This is a genomic window from Streptomyces rubellus (genome assembly GCF_036323805.1).
Taxonomy (GTDB): Bacteria; Actinomycetota; Actinomycetes; order Streptomycetales; family Streptomycetaceae; genus Streptomyces.
In genome coordinates, this window is sequence record NZ_JAZDCX010000025.1 from 42,982 (window position 1) to 68,578 (window position 25,597).

Consider the following 25,597-nt stretch of genomic DNA (forward strand, 5'->3'; position numbering starts at 1 on the left):
GCGGCCGGCCGGGGACCACCGTGGTGCCCTTCCGGTTGCGGCACCCGGGCCCGCCGGTGGTGACCGGGTGTCCGCAGGGCCCGCCGTCCCGGCGCACGGCCGGCACCGTCGCCGTCTCCGCGCTGTCCACGACGGCCTCCGCCCGGCGGGCGCGGTTCCCCGTCGGTGCGCCGCGCAGCCCCTCGCCGGTCCGCCGGCCGTGCGGACCAGTTGTCCGTGGGCCTGCCGTCGTCGCCGCGGGCCGCGGGTCCCACCACGAGCGGCGGCACCCATCGCCGGGGAGGCGGCCCGCCGCCGTCCCGCGCGCTCCACGAGCCGTGCTGTCACGGCAGGAGCGGCGTCCGGGCGGCATCCCGGACACGTACGAACGGGCCGCCTCCGGAGACGCTCCGGAGGCGGCCCGTTCGCGGCGGGAGGACCTACTGGTTCTGGTTCTCCCCGTGGTAGTACTCGAACACCCAGCCGAAGATGCTCAGCAGGATGATCGGCAGCGAGACGTAGACCAGCCACCAGCCGATGGCGACGCCCAGGAAGGCGATCGCGGCACCGAGGCCCAGGCCCAGCGGCTGCCAGCTGTGCGGGCTGAAGAAGCCCAGCTCACCGGCGTCGTCCGCGACGTCCGCGTCCTTGTTGTCCTGCGCCCCGGTGTCCACCCGGCGAGCCGTGAAGGCCAGGTAGAAGCCGACCATGAGGGCCAGGCCGAAGGACAGGAGGAGTGCCGTGGTGCCGACCGGCTCCTTGGACCACACCCCGTAGACGACGGCCACGGCCAGGATGAAGACCGACAGCCAGATGAACATGTGTCCCTGGATCTTCACTTGCCGGCCTCCTTGGCCCCGGAGAGCACCGGACCGTCGGGACCCTGGGTGTTCTCCAACTGGTCGACGGCCGCGACGTCCGGGTGGTGCAGGTCGAACGCGGGGGATTCGGAGCGGATCCGCGGCAGGGTGAGGAAGTTGTGCCGCGGCGGCGGGCAGGAGGTGGCCCACTCCAGCGAGCGGCCGTAGCCCCAGGGGTCGTCCACCTGGATCTTCGGCGCGTACTTGGCCGTCTTCCAGACGTTGTAGAGGAACGGCAGGATCGACAGGCCGAGCAGGAACGAGCTGATCGTGGAGAACGTGTTCAGCGCGGTGTAGCCGTCGGCCGCCAGGTAGTCGGCGTACCGGCGCGGCATGCCCTCGGCGCCCAGCCAGTGCTGGACCAGGAAGGTGCCGTGGAAACCGATGAACAGCGTCCAGAAGGTGATCTTGCCGAGCCGCTCGTCGAGCATCTTCCCGGTGAACTTCGGCCACCAGAAGTGGAAGCCGGCGAACATCGCGAAGACCACCGTGCCGAAGACCACGTAGTGGAAGTGCGCCACCACGAAGTAGCTGTCGGAGACGTGGAAGTCCAGCGGCGGGGAGGCCAGGATGACACCGGTCAGACCGCCGAACAGGAAGGTGATCAGGAAGCCGATCGTCCAGAGCATCGGCGTCTCGAAGGACAGCGAGCCCTTCCACATCGTGCCGAGCCAGTTGAAGAACTTCACTCCGGTGGGCACCGCGATCAGGAACGTCATGAAGGCGAAGAACGGCAGCAGCACACCGCCGGTGACGTACATGTGGTGCGCCCACACGGTGATCGACAGGCCCGCGATGGCGATGGTCGCGCCGATCAGGCCGATGTAGCCGAAGATCGGCTTGCGGCTGAAGACCGGGATGACCTCCGAGGCGATGCCGAAGAACGGCAGCGCGATGATGTACACCTCGGGGTGCCCGAAGAACCAGAACAGGTGCTGCCACAGCAGCGCGCCGCCGTTGGACGGATCGAAGATGTGGGAGCCGAACGTCCGGTCCGACTGCAGCGCGAACAGCGCGGCGGCCAGCACCGGGAAGGCGAGCAGCACCAGCACACCGGTCAGCAGCACGTTCCAGGTGAAGATCGGCATCCGGAACATCGTCATGCCGGGCGCGCGCATGCAGATGATCGTGGTGATGAAGTTGACCGCGCCGAGGATCGTGCCGAAGCCGGACAGCGCCAGCCCCATGATCCACATGTCGGAGCCGACCCCGGGGCTGTGGACGGCGTTGCTCAGCGGGGTGTAGGCGAACCAGCCGAAGCTGGCGGCGCCGCCCGGGGTGAGGAAGCCGGCCACCGCGATCAGGGAGCCGAAGGAGTAGAACCAGTAGGCGAGCATGTTCAGCCGCGGGAACGCCACATCGGGCGCGCCGATCTGCAGCGGCATGATCCAGTTCGCGAAGCCGGCGAACAGCGGGGTGGCGAACATCAGCAGCATGATCGTGCCATGCATGGTGAACGCCTGGTTGAACTGCTCGTTCGACATCATCTGCAGACCCGGGCGGGCCAGTTCGGCGCGCATGACCAGTGCCATGACGCCGCCGATGCAGAAGAAGACGAAGGAGGTGACCAGATAGAGCGTGCCGATCGTCTTGTGGTCGGTGGTGGTCAGCCACTGGATCACACGGTTGCCGCGTTCCTGCCGGCGCAGGGGGGCGGGGGTGTCCGCCGACTCGGCCGTCGCGGCGGCGGCACCCTGGGGTTCGTTGAGGATGCTCACGGGTTACTGGCCTTCTCGTTCTTGGCGGGGTCCCCCCGCAGGGATGTAGCCGGTCTGGCCCTTCTCCGCCAGCTCCTCCAGGTGCTGCTGGTAGCGCTCGGGGGAGACGACCTTGACGTTGAACAGCATCCGGGCGTGGTCCGTGCCGCACAGCTCGGCGCACTTCCCGAGGAAGGTGCCCTCCTTGTCGGGGGTCACCTCGAACTGGTTGGTGTGACCCGGGATCACGTCCTGCTTGAACAGGAACGGCACCACCCAGAAGGAGTGGATGACATCCCTGGAGGTCAGGATGAACCGCACCTTCTCGCCCTTCGGCAGCCACAGCGTGGGGCCGGGGTTGCCGGTCTGCGGGTTCTTGTCGGCCGGGGTGCCCACCACGTGAACGCCCTCGGCGCCCTCGGGGACGGGCTCCAGCATCTCGTCCGGGACGCCCTCCAGCTCGATGGAGTCCAGGTTGGACGTGGAGTCGTCACCGTCCACGTCCTCGAGGTAGTTGAAGCCCCAGCTCCACTGGTAGCCGACCACGTTGATCACGTGGTCGGGCTTCTCGGAGAGCTCCAGGAGCTTCGTCTCGTCCCGGGCGGTGAAGTAGAAGAGCACCGAGATGATGATGAGCGGGACCACCGTGTACAACGTCTCGATGGGGAGGTTGTACCGGGTCTGCGGAGGTACCTCGACCTTGGTCCTGGTCCGCCGGTAGACGATGACGCACCACAGGATCAGACCCCACACCAGGACGCCCACGGCGAGCGCGGCCGCCCACGAGCCCTGCCACAGGGAGAGGATCCGCGGCGCCTCCTCCGTGACCGGGGTGGGCATACCGAGGCGGGGGAAGTCCTTGTATGTGCAACCGGTCGCGGTCGCCAGGACCAGGCCCGCGGCAAGCGCCTGCGGCAGCTTCCGCCGCATCGGGCGCCGCGGCATGGGGTTACCGCCCACGCCCTTCGGGCGGTGGGGGAGGTCCGAGCCGTTGGGACTCACGTAGCGCCTTCCCGAGAGTCTCGCCCGCTCGGCCCGGGCTCGGCCGCTGTGGTCGGGCTCCGGCCCTGGCACGGGCAGGGGTTTGGATGTTTATGCGGACCAAACCCTACTCGACGCCCTCCGGGGGCACGCGGGGAGGGTACCCAACGCGCCGCGGGGGCCGCCGATGGAGTGCCGCCCGGCCGGAACGGGCGCTTCCGCCGCCCCGCGGCACCCGCCGGAGGCACCGTCCTCCGTCGTTCCGGGCGGAGGGGCTAACGTGCCGGTGTGCCCTACTTCGACGCCGCCTCCTCCCTGCCCCTCCACCCGGTTGCCCGGCAGGCGCTGCTCGCCGCGCTCGACGAGGGCTGGGCCGATCCGGCCCGGCTGCACCGTGAGGGCCGCCGGGCCGGGCTCCTGCTGGACGCGGCGCGCGAGGCGGCCGCCGAGGCGGTGGGCTGCCGCCCCGACGAACTGTCCTTCACCCCTTCGGGGACCCGGGCCCTGCACACCGGCATCGCGGGAGCGCTGGCCGGACGGCGGCGCGCCGGCCGCACCCTGGTGGTCTCCGCGGTGGAGCACTCGGCCGTGCTCCACGCGGCACAGGCCCATCAGGCGGACGGCGGCACGGTGGTGGAGATCCCCGTGGACCGCTCCGGACGGGTGAGCGCCGAGGACTTCGGTGCCGGGCTGCGCGGCACCGGTGGGGGCGGTTCACCGGGGGACGGCACCGCGCTGGCCTGTCTGCAGTCGGCGAACCACGAGGTGGGCACCGAGCAGCCGGTGGCCGAGGTGGCGGAGCGCTGCGCGGCGGACGGTGTGCCGCTGCTGGTGGACGCCGCGCAGTCGCTGCCCTGGGGCCCGGTGCCCGGCGGGTGGTCGCTGCTGGCGGCCAGCGCGCACAAGTGGGGCGGCCCGGGCGGAGTGGGGTTGCTGGTGGTGCGCAAGGGGGTGCGGTTCGCTCCGCCGCCCCCGGTGGACGAGCGGGAGTCGGGGCGCTCGCCCGGTTTCGCCGACCTGCCCGCGATCGTCGCCGCGGCGGCCTCGCTGCGGGCGGTGCGGGCCGAGGCGGACGCCGAGGCGGTACGGCTGCGCGCCCTGGTGGACCGCGTACGCGCCCGGGTGCCGGAACTGGTGCCGGACGTGGAGGTGGTGGGCGACCCGGTGCGGCGGCTGCCCCACCTGGTGACGTTCTCCTGCCTGTACGTGGACGGCGAGGCGCTGCTGCACGCCCTGGACCGGGCCGGGTTCTCGGTCTCCTCGGGCTCCTCGTGCACCTCCGGCACCCTGACGCCCAGCCATGTGCTGCGCGCGATGGGGGTGCTGTCGGAGGGCAACATCCGCGTCTCGCTGCCGCCGGGCACGGCCGGGGCCGATGTCGACGCCTTCCTGGCGGTGCTGCCGGAGGCGGTACGGGAGGTGCGCGACCGGCTCGCCGCACCCGTCGCCCCGGAGCCCGCGGACCCGGCGGCCGGGGGGCCGCCGGCGCCGGAGGAGCCGCGAGAGACGGCCGAGGCGCCCTCGCTCACCGTCGACTCCCTGGGCAAGCGGTGCCCGATCCCGGTCATCGAACTGGCGAAGGTGATCGGCCGGGTGCCGGTCGGCGGCACGGTGCTGCTGCTCGCCGACGACGAGGCGGCCCGGCTGGACGTGCCGGCCTGGTGCGGGATGCGCGGCCACGAGTACCTGGGCTCGGACGGCCACGCCCACCGGGTGCGCCGCCTCGTCTGACCGTCCGGCTCCCCCGCGGACCGGCCCCTGCGGGGCTCAGGACAGACAGGCCCGGATCTCGGCCGCCGCGTCGTGGCCGTACGCCTTGGTGAAGCGCTCCAGGAAGTGGCTGCGCCGCAGCTCGTACTCCTGGGTGCCCAGCGTCTCGATCACCAGGGTGGCCAGCATGCAGCCGAGCTGCGCGGCCCGCTCCAGACCCAGCTCCCAGGCCAGGCCGGACAGGAAGCCGGCCCGGAAGGCGTCGCCGACGCCCGTCGGGTCGACCTTGCCCTCCTCCGGGGGGCAGGGCACGGTGACCGGCTCCTCCCCCGCCCGCTCGATGCGCACGCCGCGCGCGCCCAGGGTGGTGACCCGGGTGCCGACCTTCGCCAGGAGGTCCCCGGCGCTCCAGCCGGTCTTGGACTCCACCAGGGCGGCCTCGTACTCGTTGGTGAACAGGTACGCCGCGCCCTCGGTCAGGCCGCGGATCTCCTCGCCGTCCATCCGGGCGAGCTGCTGGGAGTAGTCGGCGGCGAAGGGGATGGCACGGGCGCGGCACTCCTCGGTGTGGCGCATCATCGCCTCGGGGTCGTCCGCCCCGATGTGCACCAGGTCCAGACCGCCGACCCGGTCGGCGACGGCCTTCAGCTCGATCAGCCGGGCCTCGCTCATCGCCCCGGTGTAGAAGGAGCCGATCTGGTTGTGGTCGGCGTCGGTGGTGCACACGAAGCGCGCGGTGTGCAGGACCTCGGAGATGCGCACCGACTCGGTGTCCACACCGTGCCGCTCCAGCCAGGCCCGGTACTCCCCGAAGTCGGCGCCCGCCGCGCCGACGAGGACCGGGCGCACCCCGAGCTGGCCCATGCCGAAGCTGATGTTCGCGCCGACCCCGCCGCGCCGGACGTTGAGCGTGTCCACCAGGAACGACAGCGAGACCGTGTGGAGCTGGTCGCCGACGAGCTGGTCGGCGAAGCGGCCGGGGAAGGTCATCAGATGGTCGGTGGCGATGGAGCCGGTGACAGCGATACGCACGGCGGGCTGCTCCTGGATCGGGTCGTCGGGTGGGGCGGCGGGCAGCACCACGCTACTTCCTCCGGCCGCCGCCGTGGGTACACGGTGGGCACACACCCCCCGGCCACCGCCCGGGGGAACCGTCCGCGCCCCGGCTCCGTCCCACCGGCGTCCCCGCCCGTGCGGCGGCACGCGGCACGGGACGGCAGGCACGGCGAGTACAGCGAGCACAGGGAAGCGAAGGAGCGATGCGGTGAGTACCGACCACACCCCGGAAGCCGCACGACCGCGGCGGCACCGGCTGACGACCGTCCCGGTGGCCCTCGCCGTCCTGCTCGCCGGGGGCGGCGGCGCGTACTGGGCCTCGACCGCTTCTGGCGGCGGGGAGGACCTCCGGCAGGATGCCGGGGACAGGCCGAGGCCGCTGGTCCTGGACGGCTACGGCGGCCACGGCGAGCGGCGGACCACGGCGGAGTCGGGGGACGGCTCCCCCGCCGCACCGGCCCCGGACGGGGGCCCCGTCTACAAGGCGGCGGTGCCGCTGCCCGACGGGCCCGGGAGCGCACCCGCCTACCGGCCGGCCGGCGAGATCGGCCGGGAGCGGGTGGCCGAGCTGGCGGAGGCGCTGGAGGTGGACGGCGGACTCCGCGAGAAGGACGGCACCTGGACGGCCGACGATGGCGCGGAGCTCACGGTGGACGCCGACACGGGCAGTTGGTCGTTCCTCGGGCCGGTGCCGCAACCGGGGCAGGTGGAGGTCTCCGAGGAGCAGGCCGAGGAGGCGGTCGTTCCCGTCCTCGAGGTCCTGGGCCTGGAGGACGCCAGGACGGAGGTCGGCCCGCTGCGGGCGGACGGCCGGACCGTGACCGTCGAGCCCCGGCAGGACGGGCTGCCCGTCGACGGCTGGACGACCGAGTTCCACATCGGCCATCTGGGAGCACTGGGCGAGGCCAGCGGGCGGCTGGGCGAGCTGCGGAAGACCGGGGACGAGTACCCGGTGCTGAGCGCCGAGGACACCCTCGCCGCGCTCAACGAGCGCAGCGGCCGGGTCAGGCCGGGCCTGCTGTGCGCCCCTCTGCCGGATCTACCGGACAAGGGCGCTCCGGAGCGGAAGGCCCTGGAGGAGGGCTCCCCGTGGAAGGCACCGGAGAAGCGGCTCGCCACTCCCGCCTCCCCGGACTCCGGCACCACGGACTCCGGGGCGGCACGGCCCGGTGCGGACGGGCCCGGCGCCGTCGGTCCGGCGGACGGCGCCACCCGGGAGCCGGGGGCCCCTGAGCCCTGCGGCCCGTCCGGGAAGCCCGGGAAGCGCGAACCGGTGAAGGTGACGGAGGCGGTGTTCGGGCTGTCGACGTACCTGTCGCAGGGCCGCCCGGTCCTGGTGCCGTCCTGGCTGTTCGAGGCGGCACCGGCCGGCGGGGACCCGTACACGGTGGCCCACCCGGCGGTGGAGCCGGAGTTCCTGGCCCCGCCCGCCCCGTCCTCGGGGGATCCCGGCGGTGACGGCGGCACGGCCGCGCCGGCCGACCCGGGGCAGGAGCCGGAGAAGTCACCGCGGACCGCGCGGTACGTCGAGGAGTACGCGCCCGGGGACCGCACGCTCACGGTTCACTTCTGGGGCGGGGTGTGCCACCGCCACGACGTGACCGCGCGGGAGAGCGCGGAGACGGTGACGGTGCGGATCACCGAGCGGCCCGAGCAGCCGGGCAGGGTCTGCGTCCAGATCGCCAAGGAGATGACCGCGGAGGTCACGCTGGAGGAGCCGGTGGGCGACCGGAGGATCCTCGACGCGGAGGGCGAGCCGCTGCCGGAGGGCGACCCGGACCGTCAACCGCGGGAGTAGCCGTACGCGCGAGGGCGGCGGTCCCGGGTGTCCGGGACCGCCGCCCTCGTCGTCGGCGCGGTGGGCCGCCGGCACGGCGGCCGGCCGGCTCAGCTGAAGGAGTCGCCGCAGGCGCAGGAGCCCGTGGCGTTGGGGTTGTCGATGGTGAAGCCCTGCTTCTCGATGGTGTCGACGAAGTCGATGGAGGCGCCGTTGAGGTACGGGGCGCTCATCCGGTCGGTGACGACCCGGACGCCGTCGAACTCCTTGACGACGTCGCCGTCGAGCGAACGTTCGTCGAAGAAGAGCTGGTACCGCAGGCCGGAGCAGCCACCGGGCTGGACGGCGACCCGGAGGGCCAGGTCGTCGCGGCCCTCCTGTTCGAGGAGGCTCTTGACCTTCGCCGCGGCGGTGTCGGACAGGATGATTCCGTCAGTCGTCACAGCGGTCTCGTCCGATACGGACATCTGCTTCTCTCCCGGGTTGTACGGACTGCTCTTGCCGCCTGCCGCAACAAGCGGCCTCCCGGTTTCATTCCGGGCCGGGCATGTCTGTCGCGGCTTTCATGCTCGCACACCCGGTACCCCGGGGTCACTTCCGAACCACTCCGGAAACGCACGACCGGGGATGCGTCACATCGACGCGACCGACATCGTCAAAGTGACACGAACCGGTTATGATGGATAGCGTCAAACCGACGAAAAGACCCGCTGAATCCGACGAAAGGGTGTGTGCCGTGACCACCGCCCAGCCCTCTCCCACCGCACCTGCCACCGCGGCGCCCGCGGACGCACTCGACGTGCGGCCGAGCCCGCTCGCCCTGCTCCTGCTCGGCCGCGAGTCCGACCCGCGGAGCGAACGCGGTGTGGAGTGCCCCGGCGACCTGCCCGCCCCGTCGGACCCGGACCTGGTCGAGCGCGCCCGCGCGGCGAAGGAGCGGCTCGGCGAGAAGGTCTTCGTGCTCGGTCACCACTACCAGCGCGACGAGGTCATCCAGTTCGCGGACGTCACCGGCGACTCCTTCAAGCTGGCCCGGGACGCCGCCGCCCGGCCCCAGGCGGAGTACATCGTCTTCTGCGGCGTGCACTTCATGGCCGAGTCCGCCGACATCCTCACCGGCGACCACCAGCAGGTCGTCCTGCCCGACCTGGCCGCCGGGTGCTCCATGGCCGACATGGCCACCGCCGAGCAGGTCGCCGAGTGCTGGGACGTGCTCACCGAGGCGGGCGTCGCCGGCACCACCGTCCCGGTCTCGTACATGAACTCCTCCGCCGACATCAAGGCCTTCACCGGCCGGCACGGCGGCACCATCTGCACCTCCTCCAACGCGAGGCGGGCGCTGGACTGGGCGTTCTCACAGGGGGAGAAGGTCCTCTTCCTCCCCGACCAGCACCTGGGCCGCAACACCGCCGTACGGGACATGGGCATGTCCCTGGAGGACTGCGTCGTCTACAACCCGCACCGGCCGGGCGGCGGGCTGACCGCCGAGCAGCTGCGGGACGCGAGGATGATCCTGTGGCGCGGCCACTGCTCGGTGCACGGCCGCTTCTCGCTGGACTCGGTGAACGACGTGCGCGAGCGCGTCCCCGGCGTCAACGTGCTGGTGCACCCCGAGTGCCGCCACGAGGTCGTCGAGGCGGCCGACCACGTGGGCTCCACGGAGTACATCATCAAGACGCTGGAGGCCGCCCCGGCGGGCTCGAAGTGGGCCATCGGCACCGAACTCAACCTGGTGCGCCGACTGGCGAACCGCTTCGCGCCCGAGGGCAAGGAGGTCGTCTTCCTCGACCGGACGGTCTGCTTCTGCTCGACCATGAACCGGATCGACCTGCCCCATCTGGTCTGGGCCCTGGAGTCCCTGGCCGGCGGCCGGGTGGTCAACCGCATCCAGGTCGACCCGGAGACCGAGAAGTTCGCCAGGCTGGCCCTGGAGCAGATGCTCGCCCTGCCGTGACGGCGGGACCGCGGTCACGGGGCCACGGGGCCGCCGCACGAGGTCGTTGATCGAAGGGCCGTGACCGGGTGCACGGCGGTCGGCCAGGATGGTCGGCATGCTGCTGCGCCCGGTCCGCGACTCCAGCCAGGACGCCGAAGCCGTACGGTCCGCCGCCCATGCCGCCCGCACCGCCGCGGACGGCACCGGCGGCGGGCCGCCCCTGCCCGTTCCCGCCGACCCCGACGCCGGGCGGTGGCACAGCCACATCCGGCATCTGGCCCGCACCGACCCCGGGGGGTGCTGGCTCGCCGAGGACGCCGCGGGCCGCACGGTCGGGGCCGCGCTGTCCACCCGGCGCGAGGGCACCTGGGGCCTGTCGCTGCTGGCGGTACGCCCCGAGGCGCAGGGCCGGGGGGTGGGGACGGCCCTGCTGCGGCGGGCCATGGAGCACGGCCGGGCCTGTCTGCGCGGCATCGTGTGCGGCACGTCCCATCCGGCCGCCGCCCGTGTCTGCCGCCGGGCGGGCCTCGAACTGCATCCGGCGATGCGGCTGGCCGGAGCGGTCCGTGTGAAGCGGCTGCCCGTCCCGGACGGCGTGGTGGCCGAGGGCGGGCCCGGTGACCGGGACCTGATGGACTCGGTGGACCGGCGGCTGCGCGGCGGCGCCCACGGGCCGGACCACGAGGAGCTGCTGCGCCACACCCGGCTGCTGGTGACCGACGACTTCACCGGCAGCGGCTACTGCTACGTGCGCGAGGAGGGGACCGCGGGCGGGGTGGAGCTGCTGGCCGCGACCTCCCGGCGGCTGGCCACCCGGCTGCTGACCGCCGCCCTGGGCGTCCTCGGCGAGGGCCGTCCGGTGCTGGTCCACAGTCTGACCGCCGAGCAGCAGTGGGCGGTGGACGTGGGGCTGGCCGCCGGACTGGAGGTGAGCACGGCCGGCTACGTCTGCCTGCGCGGCATGCGGCCGCCGACGCCGTACATCCCCTCCGCCGCGTTCCTGTGAGGGGCCCGCCGCACGGGCGGGGCGGGAGGCCGGGATCAGCGGGAGTCGGCGACGGTGCCGGTGGCGGTGGTGCCGCCGGTGGTGCCGGTGGTGTCGGCGGGGAACAGCCCGCTCTCGCCGAGCATGGCGCGCACCTCCTCGATGCCGGCCCCGGGCGCGGGCAGGATCAGCTCCGAGGGCTCCAGGGAGTCGTCCGGCAGCGGGGTGCCCAGCGACCGGACGGCGTCCAGCAGAGCGTTCAGCGTGCGGCGGAAGCCGGGCTCGTCGCCGTGCTCCATCTCGTCGAGCAGTTCGTCGTCCAGCGCGTTCAGCCCGGGCAGATGGCTGTCGTCGAGGACGACCTGGCCCTCGCCCATGATTCGCACGATCACGACGCTCTCCTTCCCGAAGGACCTGCTTCCTCCGGCCCGGTGCCCGGTGTGCCGGAGGTGATGCCCCCCGCCTCCGGCTTTCCGCTCCCGGTGCGCCCGCCGCCGCCCGTCCGTACTACTGCTTGTCGAAGCGGGGGGTGTCCGGCGCCTGCTGCGCCTGGGGCTGCTGCGCCTGCTGGGCCTGGGGCTGCTGGGCCTGCTCCTGGCCGCCCTCGATGGCCTGCCGGTCGGCGCCGGAGCCGCCCGACAGCTCGGCCTTCATGCGCTGGAGCTCCAGTTCGACGTCCGTACCGCCGGAGATCCGGTCCAGTTCGGCGGCGATGTCGTCCTTGGCCATCCCGCTGGGGTCGTCGAGCGCGCCGGAGGCGAGCAGTTCGTCGATCGCCCCGGCCCGGGCCTGGAGCTGTGCCGTCTTGTCCTCGGCCCGCTGGATGGCCATGCCCACGTCGCCCATCTCCTCGGAGATGCCCGAGAACGCCTCGCCGATGCGGGTCTGGGCCTGGGCGGCGGTGTAGGTGGCCTTGATCGTCTCCTTCTTGGTGCGGAAGGCGTCCACCTTGGCCTGGAGGCGCTGTGCGGCGAGGGTGAGCTTCTCCTCCTCGCCCTGGAGGGTCTGGTGCTGCTGCTCCAGGTCCGTCACCTGCTGCTGGAGGGCGGCACGGCGGGACAGCGCCTCGCGGGCCAGGTCCTCACGGCCGAGGGCGAGCGCCTTGCGGCCCTGGTCCTCCAGCTTGGCGGACTGCCCCTGGAGCTGGTTGAGCTGGAGCTCCAGGCGCTTGCGCGAGGTCGCCACGTCGGCGACGCCGCGGCGCACCTTCTGCAGCAGTTCGAGCTGCTTCTGGTAGGAGTAGTCGAGTGTCTCGCGCGGGTCCTCGGCCCGGTCCAGAGCCTTGTTGGCCTTCGCGCGGAAGATCATCCCCATACGCTTCATGACACCGCTCATGGGCTTCGCGCGCCCCCTTCATGACGGACTGAGCCTCGCACATCGACAGGTCCCACACTACGGGCCCTGTCTCCATTACCGCACTGTCCGGGCCCGGATGTGCTCCTCCTCCAGGACGATCGGCGCCCGGCTCTCTCCCGCCCAGGAAGTAGGGAGCCAGGCAACCCACCGTTGCCGGATCGTTCCCCGTGGGGGTGGGGTCCACACCTGAGCTCCCCGTACTCTTGGCACTGTGTTCCGAAGCCGTTCCAAAGACGACCAGGCCGCGGCCCCCCGGGAGACTGCGGAGCCGACCGCACAGCGACGCGACCCGCAGGCCCCCAAGGGCCGCCCCACGCCCAAGCGCAGCGAGGCCGAGGCCCTGCGCCGCGCCGTGGTCAAGCCGCCGGCCTCCCGCAAGGAGGCCGCCAAGCGGGCCCGTGAGGCCCGCCGTGCCGAACTGGCCCGGCAGCGCGAGGCCCTGGCCGGCGGCGACGAGCGCTACCTCCCGGCGCGCGACCGCGGACCGGTGCGGCGCTACGTGCGCGACTTCGTGGACTCCAAGTGGCACATGGCGGAGTTCTTCCTGCCCCTGGCCGTGCTGATCCTGGTCCTGAGCATGGTGCCCTCGGTCGCGGTCAAGAACGCCTCCCTGCTGATGTGGCTGGGCGTCATCGTGATGATCGTCGCCGACTCGTTCGTCACCGGGTTCCGGCTCCGGCGGCAGCTGCGCGAGCGCTTCCCCGACGAGAACCGGCGGGGCGCCGTGGCGTACGCGCTGATGCGCACCCTCCAGATGCGCCGTATGCGACTGCCCAAGCCGCAGATCGCCCGGGGCGAGGCACCGCGCCGCTGAGCGGCCGGATCTCCGGGCAACCATCCCCGACGGCCAGGTGCCGGCCGTGTCCGGCACGGCCGGCGGCACACACTGACGGACGCTGACGGATACCGACGGACGCTGACGGAGCCCTGCGGACACCGATGGACACCGATGGACACCGCCTGCGCCAGTTGCTGATCGCCCGGCAGCTGGACGAGCAGATCACCGCCCGCTTCCCCGTGGGGCGGCGCCTGAAGGTACTGGACGTGGCGGTGCGCGACGGCCACCAGGCACTGCGTCTGGCCCGGGCCGGGCACCGGGTGACCGGACTGGAGTCCGACCCGGAGCTGGCCGACGCGGTGCGCCGCACCCTGCTGGAGGAGCCCGAGGGGATACGGGAGCGCACCCGGATCATCCACGAGGACAGCCGCAACACCGGCGCCCACTTCCTGCCCGGCTCCTTCGACGTCGTGCTCTGCCACACGGGGCCGGCCCCCGGTGACGAACCGGGCCCGCTGCTCGCCGGGCTGGGCCGGGTACTGGCTCCGGGTGGGCTGCTGTCGCTGGTGGTGCCCAACACCGAGGCGGCGGCCATGCGCCAGGGGCTGGCCGGCGACTGGGCCGGGGCCCTGGAGCGGCTCGCCCCCGCGGACCGCGCCCTGCGCCGGGACGCCCTGGCCGCCGGCCTGGCCGGGATGAGCACCCCACTGCACCGCTGGTACGGGGTGCAGGTCTTCACCGCTCCCGGCGCCCCCCTCCCCGGGGGCGAGGAGGGGGAGCTGCTGCTGGCCGCCGAGGAACGGGCCGGACGCACCGACCCGTACCGCGCGGTGGCCGCGCTGCTGCACCTGTGCGCCGTGCGCGACTGAGCCCGGGGCCCGGCGCCTCCCCCGCGGTTCCGGCGCGGTGTCTCCCGGGGGCGCCCGCCGGGCCGCCGCCCCCTCCTCCCGGCCGGTCCGTACCCGCCGCCGGTGAGCGGTTCCCCGCCTCGGAAGCCCGGCGCGATCACTGCCGGACGAGGCGGCCCTCCGGCCGGCGCACGGTCCACGAGCCGGCGCCCCCGGCGGGGGCGCGTTTTCCGGCGGACCAGGCGGGGAACGCGGAGGGGCCGAGGTCGTGACGGCCCGGCCCGGTGTCCCGGCCGGCCGGGACACCTACGGAAAGGGGCTCCTCACGATGTCTTCCTCCCGCGGGCGCGGCGGGCTCCGCGCCGGTGCCGCCGCACTGTGCGCCGCGGCGGTCCTGTTCACCGGGTGCACCGGCGGCGGCTCCGACGAGGACTCCGGCAGCTCTCCCTCTCCCAGCGCCTCCGTACCCGTGCCCGGGGAGGCCGACGCGCTGCAGGACGCCTTCCAGGACGTGGTGGACCAGGTCCTGCCGTCCGTCGTCCAGGTCACCACCGGCCAGGGGCTGGGCTCGGGTGTGGTCTACGACGAGGAGGGCCACATCGTCACCAACGCCCATGTGGTGGGCGACGCCGAACGGTTCCGGGTCACCCTGGCCACCGGCCGGGACGACCTGGCGGCGGAACTGGTGGCCAGCTATCCGGACGAGGATCTGGCCGTGGTGAAGCTGACCGACCCGCCCGGCAACCTGCGCCCGGCGACCTTCGGGAAGTCCTCCGAGGTGGACGTCGGCCAGATCGTGCTGGCCATGGGCAACCCGCTGGGGCTGTCCTCCAGCGTCACCGAGGGCATCGTCTCGGCCACCGGCCGCTCGCTCAGCGAGGGCAGCGCCGAGGCCACCCTCGGGAACCTGATCCAGACCTCCGCGCCGATCAACCCGGGCAACAGCGGAGGCGCCCTGGTGGATCTCTCCGGCCGGGTCATCGGCGTCCCCACCCTGGCCGCCGGCGAGCAGGGCGGCGGCACGGCACCGGGCCTGGGCTTCGCCATCCCCTCCGACACCGTTCGCCACCTGGCCGACCAGATGATCGAGCACGGCGAGGTGCGCGACTCCGACGAGGCGGCGCTCGAGGCCACGGTGCGCACCGTGCTCGGCGACGACTACCGGCCCGCCGGGGTCGCCGTGGTGGAGGTGGAGGACGGCGGCGCGGCGGACGAGGCCGGGCTGCGCGAGGGCGATGTGATCACAGCGGTCGGCGGTACCGACACCCCGCAGGTGACCGCGCTGGCGCAGGCGCTGGCCTCCCGGGAACCGGGCGACGAGGTGGAGGTCACCTACCGGCGCGGTGGGGACGAGCGGACCGTCACGGTCACCCTCGGCGAGCGCTGAGCGGCCGCCGGGCGGGCGCGCCGGCGGAAGCCGGTGCGCCCGCCCGGGCGGTTCCCCGGCCCGTCAGCTCTCCTCCGCCGCGCGCAGGCTCATGGGCCCGTAGATCTCGGTGTCGTCCTCCAGCAGCGTCACCTGCTCGACGCCGCCCGCCAGCAGTTCCCTCCAGTTCTCGCCGACCCAGCTCTCCGCGTCGCCCTGGGTGGTGAACTCCTCCGGCCGGACGGCCGGCTCCGTCTCCGTGCCGTCGGCCTTCTCGAACCGCCACGTCCACGCCATGTGCGCCTCCCCGGTGTCTGCCGGCGCCCGGGTGCCGGGTGCCGCCTGTCATGTGTCCTTGATCCTGTCCAGTCGGCCGCAGACTAGTGCCGCTCGCGCGGCGGCCCGGCCGACACGAGACGATCGTGCCGTGGAACTCACTCTGCTCGGCACCGGCGCGCCCGCCGGTCTCCCCCGGCCCGGCTGTCCCTGCGCGGCCTGTGCGACGGCGGTCGGCGCCGACGCGCGGGCGGCGACCGCGCTGCTCGTGGACGACGTACTGCTGCTCGACCTGACCCCCGGCCCAGCCCTGGCCGCCGCCCGCGCGGGCCGGACCCTGCACGGGGTGCGGCAGCTGCTGCTGTCCCATCCCCACGACGGCCCCGCGCAGGAGGTGCCGCCCGGGCTGCCCGCGCCGGTGCGGGTGGCCGACGGCCGGAGGCTGACGCTGATCAGCGGTCACCGGGTACGGGCGGTGGCGCTGGACGCGCCGGGCACCGGGTACGAGATCGGCGGCCCGGACGGCGAACGCCTGCTCTACCTGCCGCCGGGCGCCGGCCCCGCCGGGCTGCCCGGCTCCCCGGTCCGGGAGGGTGCGCCGGGCGCGCCGTACGCTCCGGCCGCGCCGTACTCCCTGGTGCTCCTGGACGTCCTCGGGCGGCCCGACGCGCTCGCCCGGCTGCGGGCGGCCGGGGCCGTCGGCCCGACCACGGACGTGCTGGCCGTCCACATCGACCACGGTGTCCCGCCCGGCCCCGAGCTGCACCGGCGGCTGGCCGCGGCCGGGGCCCGCACCGTGCCGGACGGCACCACCGCGGTGGTCGGCGACTACCGGGCGGTTCCCGATCTGCCGCGGCGCACCCTGGTGCTGGGCGGCGCCCGCTCAGGCAAGTCCGCCGAGGCCGAGCGGCGGCTGGCCGCCTTCCCCGGCGTGCTGTACGCGGCGACGGGCGGCTCCCGGGACGGCGACACCGAGTGGGCGGACCGGGTCGCCGCCCACCGGTCGCGCCGCCCGGCCTCCTGGCGCACGGCCGAGACCTGTGACCTGGTGCCGCTGCTCACCGCGCCCGACGCCCCGCCCCTGCTGATCGACTGCCTGTCCCTGTGGCTGGCCGACGCCATGGACTCGGCCGGCTGCTGGGACGAGGACCCCCGGCGTTCCGCAGAAGCCGCCCGTGTGCTGGCCGGCCGGACCGCCGAACTGGTCGCGGCCTTCCGCGCCGCCACCCGCACGGTGGTCGCGGTCAGCAACGAGGTCGGCTCGGGGGTCGTGCCCGGCACCGCGGCGGGCCGGTTGTTCCGTGACGAGCTGGGCCGGCTGAACGCCGCGGTGGCGGCCGAGTGCGAGCACGTCCTGCTGGTCACGGCGGGCACCGCCCTGCCGCTGCGCGGCTGAGGCCGTCCGCCTCGTCCGGTCCCCGCCCGGCTCCCCGGGCGGGGACCGGACGAGGCGGACGAGGCCGGACGAGGGGAGGGCGGACGGCGGACGGAGCGCCGTGCGGGGGCGATAGTGTCGGCCGCATGAGCGACGGCAGCCTGAATCTCGACGACTTCGGCGACCTCATCGAGCGTCCCGACAGCGGCGTCCGCCGGGACGCCGAGGAGCGGCGGGCCCGCACCGGGCTGCCCGCCGGAGCCCTGGGGCGGCTGGACGAGCTGGGCGAGTGGCTGGCGGCGGCGCAGGGCAGGGTCCCCGTGGAGCCGGTCTCGCGGCCGAAGGTCCTGCTGTTCGCCGGGGACCACGAGGTGGCCTCGCTGGGCGTCTCCGCCCGTCCCGCGGGCGGCGCGCACACCCTGGTGCGGGCCGCGCTGGAGGGCACCAGCCCGGCGGCGGTGCTGGCCCGGCGGCTCGGCGTACCGCTGCGGATCGTCGACATGTCGCTGGACTGCGACCCGGGCGGACTGCCGGAGGAGGTCACCCGGTACCGGGTGCGGCGTTCCGGCGGCCGGCTCGACATCGAGGACAGCCTCACGGCCCAGGAGGCCGAGCGCGCCTTCCGGGCCGGGATGGCGGTCGCCGACGAGGAGGCCGACGCCGGCACGGATCTGGTGCTCCTGGGCGACATCTCCGTCGGCGGCACCACGGCCGCCGGAGTGCTGGTGGCCGCCCTGTGCGGCACCGACGCCTCCGTGGTCACCGGGCGCGGCGGCGGACGTATCGACGATCTCGCCTGGATGCGCAAGTGCGCCGCCGTCCGGGACGGGCTGCGCCGCGCCCGGCCCGCGCTCGGCGACCAGTTGCGGCTGCTGGCCACGGTGGCCGGCGCGGACCTGACCGCGATCACCGGTTTCCTCCTCCAGTCGGCGGTGCGCCGCACCCCCGTCGTCCTGGACGGTGTGGTGTCCGCGGCGTGCGCGCTGGTGGCCCAGCGGGTGGCGTTCCGGGCCCCGGACTGGTGGCTGGCCGGGCAGGCGAGCGGCGAGCCCGCGCAGGCCAGGGCGCTGGACCGGATGGCGCTCGACCCGCTGCTGGACCACGGTGTGACCACCGGCGAGGGCACCGGCGCGCTGCTCGCCCTGCCCCTGGTCCAGGCCGCCTCGGCGCTGGCCGCCGAACTGCCGGTGCGGGCGGCGGCGGATCCGGACGGTGCGGGCGGGTCCGGACAGGACGACGGGCGGCCCGGTGCCGCGGAGATGCTCGACGCGACCTGACGGGCCGGCGCCGCCGCCGGGTAGCCTGCGCCGCGATGGACACCACACCGCCGGCCGTACCGCCGCCGCCCCCGGAACCGCCACCTCCGCCGCCGCCCGCCGACGGGCCGGGAGGCGGCTCGGGCGGTGGCCCGGGCGGTGGTCCGCAGGGCATCGCCGGGCGGCTGACGGACGGGCTGCGCTTCGCCTTCGGCACCCTCACCGTGCTGCCGGTGTCCCGGGTCCGCTGGGACCGGGCCGCCGCCCGGCGCGGCATGGTGTGCGCGCCGCCGGCCGGGGCGGTGGTCGGGCTGTGCGCGGCGGCGCTCGGGGGCGTCGCGCTGCTGCTCGGCGCCGGTGCCCTGCTCGCCGCGGTCCTCACCCTCGCGGTGTCCGCCGTCCTGACCCGGGCACTGCACCTGGACGGCCTGGCGGACGTCGCCGACGGCCTGGGCAGCGGGCGCCCCGCGGCGGACGCGCTGGCCGTGATGAAGCGCTCCGACATCGGCCCGTTCGGCACCGTCACCCTGCTCCTGGTCCTGCTCGCGCAGGTGGCGGCCGTCACCGAGCTGTACGAGGCGGGCTGGGCGTACGGCGCCGCCGCCGTCGCGGTGGCCGCGGCGACCGCCCGTACGGCGCTCGCCCTCGCCGCCCGCGAGGGCGTCCCCGCGGCCCGTCCCGAGGGGCTGGGCGCGGCGGTCGCCGGTGTGGTGCCGCGCCGGTACGCGGCCGCCGTGGCCGCGGCGGCGGTGCTCGCGGCGGCCGGCGCGGGAGCGCTGTGGGGGCCGTACGGAGCAGTGCGGTACGCCGCGGCGGTGCTCCTCGCGCTGGGCGCGGCGGAACTGCTGCTGGGCCGCTGCCGCCGCCGGCTGGGCGGGGTGACCGGCGACGTCTTCGGCGCCCTGGCCGAAACCTCCTTCACCACCGCCCTGCTGGTGCTTGCACTGGGTTAGCACCCCCCGCACAATTCCGGTCGGACGTCCGTACACCCGCCGGTCCCCGTACCGGCGGGCCGGTTCCGCGGCGCCCGGCACCCCCGCCGCTCCCACCCGGGCCGCCGCGTAGGCTCGGCCCGTGCCCGAAGCCGAGCACACCAACTCGGCTTGCCGACAGAAGAGGGATTCCCACCACCGTGTCTGCTCTCACTCTCAGTACCTCGTCCGCCGCGGCGCTGCGCGCGGACGCCGTCGTCGTCGGTGTCGTCAAAGGCCCCGACGGCCCCGCGGTCGCCCCCGGCGGAGAGGCCGTGGACGAGGCGTTCGGCGGCTCGCTGGCCGCCACCCTGGAGACCCTCGGTGCCTCGGGCGGCGAGGGTGAGACCGTCAAGCTGCCCGCCCCGGACGGGATGAAGGCGGACCTGGTGCTGGCGGTCGGACTCGGTGCCGCCCCGTCGGAGGACGGGGCGTACGACCCGGAGGCACTGCGCCGCGCCGCCGGTGCGGCGGCCCGCGCGCTGGCCGGGACCGGGAAGGCCGGCTTCGCGCTCCCGGCCGGGGACCCGGCAGCGGTCGCCGCCGTCTGCGAGGGCGCCCTGCTGGGGGCGTACGCCTTCACCGCCTACCGCGGCAAGGACGACAAGGGCGACAAGGCGGAGAAGGCCGGGAAGGCCGGGAAGGCCGGCAAGGGCCGGAAGGCGCGGAAGGGCGGGGACAAGGACCGCGGCGCCCCCCTCGCCGAGGTCGTCGTCCTCGGCGCCGCAGCGCGCGACAAGGCCCACAAGGCCGCGGCCGAGCGCGCCGGCGTCCTGGCCGCCGAGGTCAACCGCGCCCGGGACCTGGTCAACACCCCCTCCAACGACCTCAATCCGAAGTCCTTCGCCGCCGCCGCCCAGGCCGCGGCCAAGGAGCACGGGCTGACGGTGGAGGTGCTGGACGAGAAGGACCTCGCCAAGGGCGGCTACGGCGGCATCCTCGGAGTCGGCCAGGGCTCGGCCAACCCGCCCCGCCTGGTGCGGATCGCCTACACCGCCTCCAGGGCGAAGAAGTCCCTGGCCCTGGTCGGCAAGGGCATCACCTACGACTCGGGCGGCATCTCGCTCAAGCCCGCCGGCCACAACGAGACCATGAAGTGCGACATGAGCGGTGCCGCCGCCGTCCTCGCCGCCGTGGTCGCCGCCGCCCGGCTCGGTCTGCGGGTGAACGTCACCGGCTGGCTGGCGCTGGCGGAGAACATGCCGTCCGGCACCGCGACCCGGCCGGGCGACGTCCTGACCATGTACAGCGGCAGGACGGTCGAGGTGCTCAACACCGACGCCGAGGGCCGGCTGGTCCTGGCCGACGCCCTGACCCGGGCGTGCGAGGAGAAGCCCGACGCGGTGGTGGACGTGGCGACCCTTACCGGCGCGATGGTGCTGGCCCTGGGGAACCGCACCTTCGGGATCATGGCGAACGACGACGCGTTCCGCACCGCCCTCCACGAGCTGGCCGGCGAGGCCGGCGAGCAGGCGTGGCCCATGCCGCTCCCCGCCGAGCTGCGCAAGAGCATGGACTCGCCCGTCGCCGACATCGCCAACATGGGGGAGCGGGCGGGCGGCGGCCTGGTCGCCGGGCTGTTCCTGAAGGAGTTCGTGGCCGAGGACACCACCTGGGCGCACCTGGACATTGCGGGCCCGGCCTTCAACGAGTCCGGCCCCTTCGGCTACACCCCCAAGGGCGGCACCGGCTCCGCGGTGCGCACCCTGGTCCGCCTCGCCGAGCGGGTGGCGGACGGCGACGTGGTGTGAGCGCCGCCGGACGGCGCTGAGCGGAGCACGGAGCGCAGGGAGAGGGCGGTGCCCGGGCACACGAGTGTGCCCGGGCACCGCCCTCTCTGCGGTTCGCTCCCCCCGGCCCCGGCGGGAGCGCCGGGAAGGACGCGGGGCGGTCGCCGTCTCGCCCGGTGGACACCCGGCACATGAAACCGGCCGGACGGGGAAGACGACGGCCGGTCCGGCACCCCGCTTCCGGCCCGGTGTTCGCCCTGAGCGATCCCCGTCGGGCTACTGCCGGGTAGACACGCGTGCCCCTCTCGCAATCCTCCTGTTCAGACGAGTGTGAGCGGTTCGGACGGCGGCCCGGCGTCCCACCGCCGGGGAACAAGTGCAAAGATGTTGTCCCGGCAGGACAGGGCCCGCTCAACCCACAGGGCCGAGCAAGAAGCGGCCGAAATAAAGCCGCCCGGTCTCCGATGGACCGGCTCCGGCGTACCCATGCATGGAGGACGTGACGTGGCGAACGACGCCAGCACCGTTTTCGACCTAGTGATCCTCGGGGGCGGTAGCGGCGGTTATGCCGCTGCCCTGCGGGCTTCGCAGCTGGGTCTGGACGTCGCCCTGATCGAGAAGGACAAGGTCGGCGGTACCTGTCTGCACTACGGATGCATCCCCACGAAGGCCCTGCTGCACGCCGGTGAGATCGCCGACCAGGCCCGGGAGAGCGCCGAGTTCGGTGTCCGGGCCACCTTCGAGGGCATCGACATGGCCGCCGTCCACAAGTACAAGGACGGCGTGGTCTCCGGCCTGTACAAGGGTCTGCAGGGGCTGATCGCCTCGCGCAAGATCACCTATGTGGAGGGCGAGGGCCGGCTGTCCTCCCCCACCTCCGTCGAGGTGAACGGGCAGCGCTACGAGGGGCGGCACATCCTGCTCGCCACCGGCTCGGTGCCCAAGTCGATCCCGGGTCTGGAGATCGACGGCAACCGGATCATCAGCTCCAACCACGCGCTGACCCTGGACCGGGTGCCGCGGTCCGCCGTCATCCTGGGCGGCGGCGTCATCGGCTGCGAGTTCGCCTCCGCCTGGAAGTCCTTCGGCACCGAGGTCACCATCGTCGAGGGCCTCCCCCACCTGGTGCCCGCCGAGGACGAGAACAGCTCCAAGCTGCTGGAGCGCGCCTTCCGCAAGCGCGGCATCAAGTTCTCGCTGGGCTCCTTCTTCGAGAAGGCCGAGTACACCCAGGACGGTGTCAAGGTCACCCTCGCCAACGGCAAGGAGTACGAGGCCGAGCTGCTGCTCGTCGCCATCGGCCGCGGCCCGGTCTCGCAGGGCCTGGGCTACGAGGAGGCCGGGGTCAACATGGACCGCGGCTACGTCCTGGTCGACGAGTACTGCCGCACCAACGTGCCGACCGTCTCGGCCGTCGGCGACCTCATCCCCACCCTCCAGCTCGCGCACGTCGGCTTCGCCGAGGGCATCCTGGTGGCCGAGCGGCTCGCCGGGCTGGACGTCGTGCCGATCGACTACGACGGTGTGCCCCGCGTGACGTACAGCCAGCCGGAGGTCGCCTCCGTCGGTATCACCGAGGCCAAGGCCAAGGAGATCCACGGCGCGGACAAGGTCGTGACACTGAAGTACAACCTCGGGGGGAACGGCCGGAGCAAGATCCTCAAGACGCAGGGCGAGATCAAGCTCGTCCAGGTCCGTGACGGTGCCGTGGTCGGCGTCCACATGGTCGGTGACCGGATGGGTGAGCAGGTCGGTGAGGCCCAGCTCATCTACAACTGGGAGGCACTGCCCGCCGAGGTCGCGCAGCTCGTCCACGCGCACCCGACGCAGAACGAGGCACTCGGCGAGGCGCACCTGGCGCTGGCCGGCAAGCCGCTGCACTCCCACGACTGACCCTTCCGGGCGCGGCAGCATCGCGACGTCCGCACTTTTCGTTAGGAGCAACCGAAACCATGGCGGTTTCCGTAACCCTTCCGGCGCTCGGCGAGAGCGTCACCGAGGGCACCGTCACCCGCTGGCTGAAGGCCGAGGGTGAACACGTCGAGGCCGACGAGCCACTGCTGGAGGTCTCGACCGACAAGGTCGACACCGAGATCCCCTCCCCCGCCTCCGGTGTCCTGTCCGCCATCAAGGTGGGCGAGGACGAGACGGTCGAGGTCGGCGCCGAGCTGGCCGTCATCGACGACGGCAGCGGCGCCCCGGCCGAGTCGCCCGCTCCGGAGCAGGCCGAGGCCCCGGCCGCCGCCGAGGCTCCGGCTCCCCGGCAGGAGCAGCCCGAGCCGCAGCCGCAGGCCCAGGCGCAGCCCGAACCTCAGCAGCAGCCGCAGCCCGAGCCGCAGGCCCGGGGCGGCGGCTCGGCGGAGGGCACCGACGTGGTGCTGCCCGCGCTCGGCGAGAGCGTCACCGAGGGCACCGTCACCCGCTGGCTGAAGTCGGTCGGTGAGGAGGTCGAGGCCGACGAGCCGCTGCTGGAGGTCTCGACCGACAAGGTCGACACCGAGATCCCCTCCCCCGCCTCGGGCACCCTGGTGGAGATCCTGGTGGGCGAGGACGAGACCGCCGAGGTCGGCGCCAAGCTGGCCGTGATCGGTGCCGCCGGCGCCGCTCCCGCCCAGCAGGCCCAGCCCGAGCCGCAGGCCCAGCCCGAGCCGGCCCCCGAGCCCGAGCCGCAGCCCCAGGCCCAGGCGCAGCCCGAACCTCAGCAGCAGCCGCAGCCCGAGCCGCAGCCGCAGGCTCCGACCGCTCCCGCTCCGCAGCAGCGGGAGACCCCGGCGCCCGCCCCGACTCCGTCGGCACCCGCGCCCGCCCCGGCCCCGGCCGCGCCGCAGCAGGCGCCCTCGGGTGGCGCGGGCGCCTATGTGACCCCGTTGGTGCGCAAGCTCGCCGCCGAGAACGGCGTCGACCTGTCCACCGTCAAGGGCACCGGTGTCGGCGGCCGGGTCCGCAAGCAGGACGTCCTCGCCGCCGCCGAGGCCGCCAAGGCCAAGGCCGCCTCGGCCCCGGCCGCGCCGGCCGGCGGGCGGGCCGCCACGGCTCCGGCCGCCGCGTCCCGGCTGCGCGGCCAGACGGTGCCGATGACCCGCATCCGCAAGGTCATCGCCGAGAACATGATGAAGGCGCTGCACAACCAGGCGCAGCTGTCCACCGTGGTCGAGGCGGACGTCACGCGGATCATGCGGCTGCGGGCCCGGGCCAAGGAGGAGTTCCTGGCCCGCGAGGGCGTCAAGCTCTCCCCGATGCCGTTCTTCGTCAAGGCCGCCGCCGAGGCGCTGAAGGCCCACCCGGCCATCAACGCCAAGATCAACGACGACGGCACCGTGACCTACCACGACGTCGAGAACGTCGGCATCGCGGTGGACTCGGAGAAGGGCCTGATGGTCCCGGTCATCAAGGGCGCGGGCGACCTGAGCCTGGCCGGCATCGCCAAGAAGACGGCGGAGCTGGCGGGCAAGGTCCGCACCGGCAAGCTCAGCCCGGACGACATGTCCGGCGGCACGTTCACGATCAGCAACACCGGCTCGCGCGGTGCGCTGTTCGACACGATCATCGTGAACTACCCGCAGGTGGCCGAGCTGGGCATCGGCGCCACCGTGCGCCGCCCGGTCGTGATCGACCACCCGGAGCTGGGCGAGACCATCGCCGTCCGGGACATGGTCTACCTGACCCTGTCCTACGACCACCAGCTGGTCGACGGCGCGGACGCCGCCCGCTACCTGGCGGACGTCAAGGCCCGGCTGGAGGCCGGTGAGTTCGAGGGCGAGCTGGGTCTCTGACCGCTCCCCGGTCGTGCCCCCGTCCGGCAGGCGCCGGGCGGGGGCACCGGCTTGTCCGCCACGGTGTCCGCCACGGTGGTCCCGCCGTATCGTCGTTGGTCCCCCGCCACGAGCCCGCAAGGAGCAGTCCATGGCCCCGCCCGTCGTCCATTCCCTGCGCGAGCAGATCCGTGAGCACATCGTGGAGGGCATCGTCCAGGGGCGCTGGAAGCCGGGCGAGCGCGTGGTGGAGCGCCGGATCGCGGCGGAGCTGCAGGTCAGCCAGACCCCCGTGCGCGAGGCCCTGCGCGAGCTGGAGGCGCTGCGGCTGATCGAGTCGGCCCCGAACAAGGGCGCGCGGGTGCGGAACCTGACCGCGGCCGATCTGGAGGAGATCTACCCGGTGCGGGCCGGGCTGGAGCAGATCGCCGCCGAGCTGGCAGCCGGCCGGCTGGCCGAGGACGTCTCGGCGCTGACGGAGCAGGTGGCGCTGCTGTACGGGGCCGACCGCGCCGGGGACGGGGAGGCACAGGTACGGCACACGGTGGCCTTCCACCGGGAGCTGGTCCGCGCGGCGGGCAACAGCGTGCTGCTGCACACCTGGGAGTCGCTGGGCATCGGGGTGTGGACGACGCTCGCCATCCGCTGGCTGGGCACCCGGCAGCAGTCGTACGCCGAGGAGCACGAGGCGGTCGTCGAGGCGTTCCGGCGGCGTGACCCCCGGGTGGGCGAGCTGGTCAAGGAGCACGTCCTGGGATGTGCACCCCGTGCCTAACAGCTGGCACTGAATGTCAATTTTGCGCGTGAAGCACTTTTCTCGCCCTGATGCTTTGATCGATCATCGATCGATGACTTACAGTCGGCTCCGGGTGTGACACACCCCATCCCTGTTCGCCCCTGCCCCTCTG

The 25,597-nt window shown here is 73.8% G+C and carries 21 protein-coding genes and 1 pseudogene; 14 read left to right on the forward strand and 8 right to left on the reverse strand.

Annotated elements, in window-relative coordinates; translation table 11 throughout:
- Positions 1–419 precede the first annotated feature (419 nt).
- Genes V1L54_RS24325 through ctaC form a run of 3 tightly spaced genes read right to left on the reverse strand, consistent with a single transcriptional unit; the run spans position 420 to position 3,538 of the window.
- Positions 420–818: a cytochrome c oxidase subunit 4 gene (locus V1L54_RS24325; RefSeq protein WP_330120250.1), complete on the reverse strand. Its 399-nt coding sequence runs from the start codon at positions 816–818 to the stop codon at positions 420–422.
- On the reverse strand, positions 815–2,557 hold the full coding sequence (ctaD, locus tag V1L54_RS24330) for an aa3-type cytochrome oxidase subunit I (RefSeq protein WP_330120251.1): 1,743 nt from the start codon (positions 2,555–2,557) through the stop codon (positions 815–817). Before ctaD ends, V1L54_RS24325 begins: the two co-directional genes overlap by 4 nt.
- A gap of 3 nt (positions 2,558–2,560) precedes the next feature.
- Positions 2,561–3,538 carry an aa3-type cytochrome oxidase subunit II gene (ctaC, locus tag V1L54_RS24335; protein WP_443076776.1) on the reverse strand — a complete coding sequence of 326 codons (978 nt, stop codon included), beginning with the start codon at positions 3,536–3,538 and terminating at the stop codon, positions 2,561–2,563.
- Between the two features lie 267 nt (positions 3,539–3,805).
- On the opposite strand from ctaC, the gene V1L54_RS24340 reads away from it, so the two are divergent.
- Positions 3,806–5,248 (forward strand): cysteine desulfurase/sulfurtransferase TusA family protein, encoded by a 1,443-nt coding sequence (locus tag V1L54_RS24340; RefSeq protein ID WP_330120253.1) that lies wholly within the window; start codon positions 3,806–3,808, stop codon positions 5,246–5,248.
- 36 nt (positions 5,249–5,284) lie between these two features.
- On the opposite strand, the gene V1L54_RS24345 is transcribed toward V1L54_RS24340, so the two are convergent.
- Positions 5,285–6,259 (reverse strand): carbohydrate kinase family protein, encoded by a 975-nt coding sequence (locus V1L54_RS24345; RefSeq protein WP_330120301.1) that lies wholly within the window; start codon positions 6,257–6,259, stop codon positions 5,285–5,287.
- 232 nt (positions 6,260–6,491) lie between these two features.
- Here V1L54_RS24345 and V1L54_RS24350 point away from each other — a divergent pair, with 232 nt between their 5' ends.
- Positions 6,492–8,081, forward strand: coding sequence for a hypothetical protein (locus tag V1L54_RS24350; RefSeq protein WP_330120254.1), 1,590 nt, complete (start codon positions 6,492–6,494; stop codon positions 8,079–8,081).
- A gap of 89 nt (positions 8,082–8,170) precedes the next feature.
- On the opposite strand, the gene erpA is transcribed toward V1L54_RS24350, so the two are convergent.
- A complete protein-coding gene (erpA, locus tag V1L54_RS24355; protein ID WP_330120255.1) occupies positions 8,171–8,527 on the reverse strand; it encodes an iron-sulfur cluster insertion protein ErpA in 357 nt (118 codons plus the stop codon).
- Between the two features lie 212 nt (positions 8,528–8,739).
- Between erpA and nadA the strand changes: the two genes are divergently transcribed.
- Together nadA and V1L54_RS24365 are read left to right on the forward strand one after the other, a co-directional pair.
- Entirely contained in the window at positions 8,740–10,014 is a 1,275-nt protein-coding gene (gene nadA / locus V1L54_RS24360) for a quinolinate synthase NadA (protein WP_443076778.1), read from the forward strand.
- Positions 10,015–10,111: 97 nt separating this feature from the next.
- A complete protein-coding gene (locus V1L54_RS24365; protein WP_330120257.1) occupies positions 10,112–11,002 on the forward strand; it encodes a GNAT family N-acetyltransferase in 891 nt (296 codons plus the stop codon).
- Between the two features lie 98 nt (positions 11,003–11,100).
- Here the strand turns inward: V1L54_RS24365 and pspAA are convergent.
- Positions 11,101–11,373: pseudogene (gene pspAA / locus V1L54_RS24370) on the reverse strand (PspA-associated protein PspAA); the annotation flags it as partial.
- Positions 11,374–11,488: 115 nt separating this feature from the next.
- Positions 11,489–12,316 carry a PspA/IM30 family protein gene (locus V1L54_RS24375; RefSeq protein WP_330120258.1) on the reverse strand — a complete coding sequence of 276 codons (828 nt, stop codon included), beginning with the start codon at positions 12,314–12,316 and terminating at the stop codon, positions 11,489–11,491.
- A 232-nt stretch (positions 12,317–12,548) separates the two neighbouring features.
- Here V1L54_RS24375 and V1L54_RS24380 point away from each other — a divergent pair, with 232 nt between their 5' ends.
- The 3 genes from V1L54_RS24380 to V1L54_RS24390 all read left to right on the forward strand — a co-directional run bounded on the left by V1L54_RS24380 (position 12,549) and on the right by V1L54_RS24390 (position 15,350).
- Positions 12,549–13,151 carry a DUF3043 domain-containing protein gene (locus V1L54_RS24380; RefSeq protein ID WP_330120259.1) on the forward strand — a complete coding sequence of 201 codons (603 nt, stop codon included), beginning with the start codon at positions 12,549–12,551 and terminating at the stop codon, positions 13,149–13,151.
- Positions 13,152–13,276: 125 nt separating this feature from the next.
- Positions 13,277–13,984: a class I SAM-dependent methyltransferase gene (locus V1L54_RS24385; RefSeq protein ID WP_330120260.1), complete on the forward strand. Its 708-nt coding sequence runs from the start codon at positions 13,277–13,279 to the stop codon at positions 13,982–13,984.
- Positions 13,985–14,291: 307 nt separating this feature from the next.
- Positions 14,292–15,350 carry a S1C family serine protease gene (locus V1L54_RS24390; protein WP_330120261.1) on the forward strand — a complete coding sequence of 353 codons (1,059 nt, stop codon included), beginning with the start codon at positions 14,292–14,294 and terminating at the stop codon, positions 15,348–15,350.
- Positions 15,351–15,413: 63 nt separating this feature from the next.
- On the opposite strand, the gene V1L54_RS24395 is transcribed toward V1L54_RS24390, so the two are convergent.
- On the reverse strand, positions 15,414–15,626 hold the full coding sequence (locus V1L54_RS24395) for a hypothetical protein (RefSeq protein WP_330120262.1): 213 nt from the start codon (positions 15,624–15,626) through the stop codon (positions 15,414–15,416).
- Between the two features lie 130 nt (positions 15,627–15,756).
- Here V1L54_RS24395 and V1L54_RS24400 point away from each other — a divergent pair, with 130 nt between their 5' ends.
- The 7 genes from V1L54_RS24400 (at position 15,757) to V1L54_RS24430 (ending at position 25,464) form a co-directional block, all read left to right on the forward strand.
- Positions 15,757–17,001, forward strand: a complete 1,245-nt coding sequence (locus V1L54_RS24400; RefSeq protein ID WP_330120263.1) for a bifunctional adenosylcobinamide kinase/adenosylcobinamide-phosphate guanylyltransferase — start codon at positions 15,757–15,759, stop codon at positions 16,999–17,001.
- A gap of 125 nt (positions 17,002–17,126) precedes the next feature.
- Positions 17,127–18,257: a nicotinate-nucleotide--dimethylbenzimidazole phosphoribosyltransferase gene (locus V1L54_RS24405; protein ID WP_330120264.1), complete on the forward strand. Its 1,131-nt coding sequence runs from the start codon at positions 17,127–17,129 to the stop codon at positions 18,255–18,257.
- 35 nt (positions 18,258–18,292) lie between these two features.
- Complete coding sequence (locus V1L54_RS24410; protein WP_330120265.1) at positions 18,293–19,189, forward strand: adenosylcobinamide-GDP ribazoletransferase; 897 nt, start codon at positions 18,293–18,295, stop codon at positions 19,187–19,189.
- Between the two features lie 179 nt (positions 19,190–19,368).
- Positions 19,369–20,958: a leucyl aminopeptidase gene (locus tag V1L54_RS24415; protein WP_330120266.1), complete on the forward strand. Its 1,590-nt coding sequence runs from the start codon at positions 19,369–19,371 to the stop codon at positions 20,956–20,958.
- Between the two features lie 483 nt (positions 20,959–21,441).
- Entirely contained in the window at positions 21,442–22,830 is a 1,389-nt protein-coding gene (gene lpdA, locus V1L54_RS24420) for a dihydrolipoyl dehydrogenase (protein WP_330120267.1), read from the forward strand.
- A 59-nt stretch (positions 22,831–22,889) separates the two neighbouring features.
- Complete coding sequence (gene sucB, locus V1L54_RS24425; RefSeq protein ID WP_330120268.1) at positions 22,890–24,710, forward strand: 2-oxoglutarate dehydrogenase, E2 component, dihydrolipoamide succinyltransferase; 1,821 nt, start codon at positions 22,890–22,892, stop codon at positions 24,708–24,710.
- 130 nt (positions 24,711–24,840) lie between these two features.
- Positions 24,841–25,464: a GntR family transcriptional regulator gene (locus V1L54_RS24430; RefSeq protein ID WP_330120269.1), complete on the forward strand. Its 624-nt coding sequence runs from the start codon at positions 24,841–24,843 to the stop codon at positions 25,462–25,464.
- The last annotated feature ends 133 nt before the right edge of the window (positions 25,465–25,597 follow it).

Excerpts from the sequence above, each read along its gene's own strand:
- V1L54_RS24405 (WP_330120264.1), top strand. The coding sequence starts at position 17,127 with ATGAGCGACGGCAGCCTGAATCTCGACGACTTCGGCGACCTCATCGAG.
- V1L54_RS24410 (WP_330120265.1), top strand. The coding sequence starts at position 18,293 with ATGGACACCACACCGCCGGCCGTACCGCCGCCGCCCCCGGAACCGCCA.
- V1L54_RS24395 (WP_330120262.1), bottom strand. The coding sequence starts at position 15,626 with ATGGCGTGGACGTGGCGGTTCGAGAAGGCCGACGGCACGGAGACGGAG.
- V1L54_RS24390 (WP_330120261.1), top strand. The coding sequence starts at position 14,292 with ATGTCTTCCTCCCGCGGGCGCGGCGGGCTCCGCGCCGGTGCCGCCGCA.
- V1L54_RS24430 (WP_330120269.1), top strand. The coding sequence starts at position 24,841 with ATGGCCCCGCCCGTCGTCCATTCCCTGCGCGAGCAGATCCGTGAGCAC.
- nadA (WP_443076778.1), top strand. The coding sequence starts at position 8,740 with ATGGATAGCGTCAAACCGACGAAAAGACCCGCTGAATCCGACGAAAGG.
- V1L54_RS24365 (WP_330120257.1), top strand. The coding sequence starts at position 10,112 with ATGCTGCTGCGCCCGGTCCGCGACTCCAGCCAGGACGCCGAAGCCGTA.
- V1L54_RS24375 (WP_330120258.1), bottom strand. The coding sequence starts at position 12,316 with ATGAGCGGTGTCATGAAGCGTATGGGGATGATCTTCCGCGCGAAGGCC.
- erpA (WP_330120255.1), bottom strand. The coding sequence starts at position 8,527 with ATGTCCGTATCGGACGAGACCGCTGTGACGACTGACGGAATCATCCTG.
- V1L54_RS24385 (WP_330120260.1), top strand. The coding sequence starts at position 13,277 with ATGGACACCGATGGACACCGCCTGCGCCAGTTGCTGATCGCCCGGCAG.
- sucB (WP_330120268.1), top strand. The coding sequence starts at position 22,890 with ATGGCGGTTTCCGTAACCCTTCCGGCGCTCGGCGAGAGCGTCACCGAG.